At 73.0% G+C, this 5,904-nt stretch carries 4 protein-coding genes; 1 reads left to right on the top strand and 3 read right to left on the bottom strand.

The genetic code is table 11. From position 1 onward, the window contains the following. Positions 1–43 precede the first annotated feature (43 nt). The 3 genes from ACFWOG_RS39095 to ACFWOG_RS39085 form a co-directional block, all read right to left on the bottom strand. A complete protein-coding gene (locus tag ACFWOG_RS39095; RefSeq protein WP_329881598.1) occupies positions 44–466 on the bottom strand; it encodes a DUF742 domain-containing protein in 423 nt (140 codons plus the stop codon). Between the two features lie 162 nt (positions 467–628). Then, the gene (locus tag ACFWOG_RS39090) at positions 629–1,042 is read right to left on the bottom strand and encodes a roadblock/LC7 domain-containing protein (RefSeq protein ID WP_043468791.1); all 414 of its coding nucleotides are present in this window, start codon (positions 1,040–1,042) and stop codon (positions 629–631) included. A 10-nt stretch (positions 1,043–1,052) separates the two neighbouring features. Beyond that, positions 1,053–4,931, bottom strand: a complete 3,879-nt coding sequence (locus tag ACFWOG_RS39085; protein ID WP_380364358.1) for a nitrate- and nitrite sensing domain-containing protein — start codon at positions 4,929–4,931, stop codon at positions 1,053–1,055. Positions 4,932–5,617: 686 nt separating this feature from the next. Here ACFWOG_RS39085 and ACFWOG_RS39080 point away from each other — a divergent pair. After that, a complete protein-coding gene (locus ACFWOG_RS39080; protein WP_329882844.1) occupies positions 5,618–5,839 on the top strand; it encodes a hypothetical protein in 222 nt (73 codons plus the stop codon). The last annotated feature ends 65 nt before the right edge of the window (positions 5,840–5,904 follow it).

The following is a 5,904-nucleotide window of genomic DNA, read 5'->3' as shown; positions in this document are numbered from 1 at the left end:
GACGATCTTCGCGGAGGTGGTGGCGCGGGTGGGGGCGGCCGCGTTAGAGCTTGCGAAGTCCACTGAGGACCCTTTCGAGCAGCGTGACGTCGGGCGTTCCGCCCGACTCGCCCGCGGCGGCGGGCTGGTGGATGGCGACGAGGCCGGCCTCGGCCAGGTCGGCGACGAGGATGCGGGCGACACCGAGCGGGACGCCGGCCAGTGCGGAGATCTCCGCGATGGACTTGACCTCACGGCAGAGGTTCACGATCCGGGCGTGCTCGGGCAGCAGGCCGCCGGTGCGCTCGGCGGAGCCCGTCGTCGAGATCAGCGCCTCGATCGCGAGCTGGTACCGGGGCCGGGTGCGGCCTCCGGTCATCGCGTACGGGCGGACCAGCGGCTGCTGCTCGTAGCCGTCGGACTGCCCGCCGTAGCCGCTGCCGTACCCGCTGCCGTACGAGCCGGCGGGTGTCGAAGGCGGGGTCATGGGTCCTCCTTGTGCTGCAGCCTGGGGCAGCCGGTTCCAGCTGGGGTGGTTGCCAGCTGAGGCGAAATCAGCTGCCTGAGGGTAGCTGAGGGTGGAACGCCGGGTCCGGTCGGGTCGGACCCGGCGGGGAGGTGGGACGGGTGGGGTACCCGCTCAGTGCACTCAGTGCAGGAGACTGCCCTGGAGTTCTGCGCGGAGTGCGGGGGTGAGGACGGCGCCGGCCCGGTCGACGAGCAGGGCCATCTCGTATCCGACGAGACCGATGTCGGAGTCGGGGGCGGCCAGGACGGCGAGTGCCGAGCCGTCGCTGACGGCCATCAGGAAGAGGAAGCCCCGTTCCATCTCGACGACGGTCTGGTTGACCTCGCCGCCCTCGAAGATCCGGCTGGCGCCGGTGGTGAGGGAGGTGAGGCCGGAGGCGACGGCGGCGAGCTGGTCGGCGCGGTCGCGGGGGAACCCTTCGGACATGCACAGCAGGAGGCCGTCCGCGGAGACCACCACCGTGTGCGACACCCCGGGGGTGTTGTCCACGAAATTGGTGATCAGCCAGTTCAGGTTCTGTGCGGCCTGGCTCATCTGATTCAACTCAACGCTCCTGATGATCTGCGGCGTTGCCGTCGGTCCGGCCCCCGAAACTATCGAACCCGGGCTGCTGGGCACCATGGCGGAATCCGGCCTGATTGCCCTGGGCCTGGCCCTGAGGCTGGCCCGGGCCCTGGCCGGCGGCCTGCTCGGCGCCGACCCGGCGGCCCTGCTGGATACCGCGGCGAAGGTTGGTCAGACGGCCCCGCACCTCCTCGGGAGCGCGGGACACCTGAGGACCGGTCAGCGGGGACGACTCGGCGGTCCCGGAGACCAGGTTGGCCTGCGGGGTCCGCCGGGGGAGGCCCGACATGGTGACGCCGCTGGTCGAGGGCTCGCGGACCTGCTCGGCCCGCCGCCAGCGCTCGTCGTTGGCGGACGGACGCCACGGGGCGTCGTCGAGACCGTCCTGCGGACCCTGCGGACCCTGCGGAGCCTGGGCCTGGGCGTGCTGGGCCTGGGCCTGCGGAGCAGGGCCCTGGGGAGCCTGGCCCTGCGGGGCCTCGGCGCGCGGCTGCGGCTGCTGCTGCTGGGCCTGGGCGGCCCGACGGGCCTGCGGAGCCGGGCGACCCGGTGCCTCGTCGAAGCCCGGCGCGGTGGTCCCGGGACGGCGCGGCTGGTACCCCCGCGGCCGGGACCCCGGCTGGCCCGGGCGGGCCTCCTCGCCGTACCGGGCCTGCTCGGCCGGGGCGCCGCCGTCGGACGGACCGGTGGGCAGGGCCATCGGCTCCGGACGGGCCGGCGGCTGCTGGGGCTGCTGCTGGGCGGCCTGCTCCGGACGGACCGGCTCCGGGAGTGCCGGGTTGGGCACGCTCGGAAGGACCGGCTCGACCAGGCCGAGGCCCAGCGGGTCGCGCGGGTCGATGTCACTGGCCTCGAACCGGGGGCGGGCGAACTGCTGGGTGCTCTCCAGCGACGCGGACTCGGCCGACGGCAGCGGCTGGGCGGCCTGCTGCTGCTGGATCTGCTGCGGCTGCTGGCGGGGCTGGCCCTGCTGCGGCGGGAGCTGCGGCTGGCGGCCCTGCGGCGGCGCACCCGCTCCGGGGCGCTGCGGACGACCCTGACCCGGGCCCTGCGGCCCCTGGGGACCCTGCGGACCCGGCCGGCCGGGGGCCTGTCGGCCCTGGCCCGGCTGGTTCTGGCCCTGCGGAGCCTGGCCCTGCGGGCCCTGTCCCTGTCCCTGGCCCGGCCGCTGGCGCTGCGGGAGCCCGTCCTGCGGACGGTTGCCCGGGCGGGTGCCCTGCGGCGCACCGCCGGGTCGGCCGGGCTGGTCGGCCCAGCCGTGCTGCGGCTGTTCGGCGGTCCGGGCGGCCGGGCCGCCCTCGGCCCGCGGCCGCTCCTGACCGGGGCGCCGACCGGCACCGGGGCCGGCCTGCGGAGCGCCGGCCTGCGGAGCGCCGGCCTGCGGACCACCGGTCTGCTGGCCGCGGCGGGGCAGACCACCGGGGCCGCCCTGCGGCGCACCGCCGGGGCCGCCCTGGGCCGGGCCCTGCCGGCCCGGGGTGCGCTGCGGCAGGCCGCCCTGCTGGCCGGCGGCGGGCCGACCACCCTGCGGGTTCTGCGGGTTCTGCTGGCTCTGGGCGCCGGCCCGGCCGGCCGGGGCCGCCGGGGTCTCGCGCAGTGCCTGGCCGACCTGCCGGGTCGGCAGGCCGCCCTGACCGCCGGGACCGCCCTGACCGGCGGGGGTATTCGGTCCGCCGGGACCGCCCTGGCCGAGCTGCGGCCGGTTCTGCGGGGTGCCGCCCGGCGCGCCCTGGCCGAGTGCGGCCGGGGCACCGCCCGGGCCGCCGGGCATCTGACGCTGCTGGCGCGGCGTCGGGGCGACCCCGCGCTGCTGCTTGGCCTGCGCCGGGCCGGGCCGGCCGGCGCCGCGGCGGTCGGCGGAGTTGGTGACGTCCACCGGGAGCATGACCAGCGCGGTGGTGCCGCCGGAGTCGCTGGGGCGGAGCTGGATCCGGATGCCGTGCCGCAGGGACAGGCGACCGACCACGAAGAGGCCCATGCGGCGGGAGACGGAAACGTCCACCGTCGGCGGGTTGGCGAGGCGCTCGTTGATCTCGGCGAGGTCGTCCGGGCTGAGGCCGATACCGGTGTCGTGGATCTCGACCAGCACCCGGCCGTCCGGCAGCGCGTGGCCGGTGACCCGGACGCGGGTCTGCGGGCTGGAGAACGAGGTGGCGTTCTCCAGCAGCTCGGCGAGCAGGTGGACGAGGTCGTTGACGACGCGGCCGGCGACCTCGGCGGACGGCACGGAGGCCAGTTCGATGCGCTCGTACTGCTCCACCTCGGAGGCGGCGGCGCGGAGCACGTCGACCAGCGGGACGGGGCGGGTCCAGCGGCGGCCCGGGTCCTCACCGGCGAGGACGAGGAGGTTTTCGCCGTTGCGGCGCATACGGGTCGCGAGGTGGTCCAGCTTGAAGAGGTTGGCCAGCTGGTCCGGGTCGGCCTCGCGGCTCTCCAGCTCGGAGATGAGCGACAGCTGGCGCTGGATGAGGCCCTGGCTGCGGCGCGACAGGTTGGTGAACATCGCGTTGATGTTGCCGCGGAGGAGGGCCTGCTCGGCGGCGAGGCGGACGGCCTCGCTGTGCACCATGTCGAAGGCGTGGGCCACGTGGCCGATCTCGTCCGCGGAGTCGACGGCGACCGGTTCGACGGTGACGTCGACGTCGTGCGGGTCGCTCTCGGAGAGCGTCTTGACCAGCTCCGGGAGCCGCCGCTCGGCGACGTCCTCGGCCGCGGCCTGCAGACGGGTCAGCGAGCGCACCATCGAGCGGGCGATCAGACCGGCGCCACCGAGGGCGACGAGCAGCACGAGCGCGACGGCGGCACCGATGATCAGGGCCTCGGTGTCGGCCTGGGACTGGAGCTCCTGGGCCTTGCCGTCGAGGTCCTCGATGAGCTTGGACTCGATGCGGCGCTCGGCGGAGATCTTGGCGGTGGACTGCTCGTACCAGTCCTTGAAGCTGACGGTCTCGCTCTGGTGGATACCGCTCTGCTGGAGGATCGAGCGCGCGTAGCGGTCGGCCGCGGCGACCACCGAGTTGTAGCTCAGCTGGCCGCGCAGGTTGTCCAGGTCGTGCGAGGTGTAGATGTTGTTGAAGCCGGTGAGCGCGTTGTCGTAGGACGAGCGCAGCCGGATACCGAAGGACTCGTCGCTCAGGCTGAGGTTGGGGCCGTCGGGGTTGGCGAGCGCGGCGCTGATCAGCGCACGCTGCTGCGACGTGGAGTTCTTGGCCAGCGAGAACTGCTGCAGGGCGCGGGTCGAGCGGACCAGCTCGCGGTTGTTGGAGGCGAGCGCGATGTCCTGGGTGATCGACAGCAGGTCGCGGATGATCACGTCGTAGGCGGTGATCGTGGCCTGGATGTTCTGGTTGTTCTGGTACGGCGTGCCACGGGCGTCGGAGACCGAGTTCAGGTCCTTGCGGATCTGGAAGAGCAGCGCCTTCCCGCCGGAGAGTTCGAGGTTCTCGAACTTGTCCGAGGACGCGGTGAAGGTGCGGCTGAGGTCGTCGGTGACCTTGCGGGCGGCGACGATGTCGTCGTCCAGCGGTGCGTTCGGCTTGGCGGTGATCGGGCCGGCGCTGATGTCCCGCTCGTTCTGCAGCGCGTTGGCGAGGTCGGTCGCCTTCTTGGCCAGATCGGAGAGGTTGGCCATCTGGGCCAGCTGCTGCGAGGTTTCGAGCGAGGTCTGGATGCGCAGGCCACCGAGGACCAGCGCGACCATGACCGGCAGCGCGAGCAGGGCGATCAGCTTGCTCCGGATTCGCCAGTTGCGCATGGCGAGCCGGCTCACGCCCTTGGCCCGTCGGCGGGTCAGCGTGGTGCGGAGCTTGTCCCGGGTCGACTTCCGGTCCGCCCCGTCCTCCTCCGGCCGGCCGATCACCTCGGGCGCCGGTTCGGCCGGGCCGCCGGGCGTTGCCGCCTGCTGGGGGGCTGTCGTGGGCTCACGCGACTCCGGGTCACCCGCGGCGCCGCTACCCCTTTTGAAACGTCCCTGCACTGGCGTCGCAACCTCTGGACCGGGCGTCCCGCCGCGTCGCCGCAGCCTGGACGGTGTGGAGTTTCCATCCGCACCCCGGCCGGTCCGGGAGAGCGGGTCACCGGGGTGGACTACTCCCTACCCACGGTCCGTGGCATTCCAGCACAGCCGGGGAATCCCAACAAGGGCCGCCAGGGCACACCGGGCGGTGCTACCCACTGCGCGCGGGTTCTCACTGACTGTGCGCCAACCGGACCGGAATACCGCCTTTTTCGGACACTCGTCAGATGCATGCCAAGCGGGTCCGAGATCAACAAGAGTCGTAGAGCTTCGGATATGCCCGATATATCCGGTATGCCGGTAAAAGCTGATGCGGCGATATGTCGGATATAAGAGAATTGCTTCTCAATTTGTGAGCAAAATCACAGGTGTATGTGTAGCTTTGGTCACGGTCGCTGTGGAAAGAGATCCGTAACCTGGCTGTCTCCGGAGCGCGGCCCCGAATCAGCCTGCCCGGAATCTCCCCGAACCACTCAGGCCGGTGCCGATCCCCGGGGATCGCCCGGCCACGACCTTGAGGTGCTGACGCGATGTCCCAGGCGAAGAACGCCACCCAGTCCACGCTCTCCAGCGGTTCCACGGCGAACCCGCGCCGGACGACGCTGGCCTCGGTCGAGGACTTCGGCAAGGTCCCGGGCGCCCGCAGGGCCGAGGACGTCGCGACCTACGCCACCGAGCTGCCGTCCTCCACCGCCAACCCGCGTCGCACCGTGCTGATGGTCGCGCCGCTGGTGAACGTCCCGCAGAGCTGAGCCGTTCCGCGGGACCGTGCTGTCCCGCGGGTGGCGAAGGGCGCCGCGACCGACCCCTCCGGGCG

This window comes from Kitasatospora sp. NPDC058406 (assembly GCF_042722765.1).
In the GTDB taxonomy this organism is placed as follows: Bacteria; Actinomycetota; Actinomycetes; order Streptomycetales; family Streptomycetaceae; genus Kitasatospora.
This window is presented reverse-complemented; position numbering and strand designations above follow the sequence as displayed.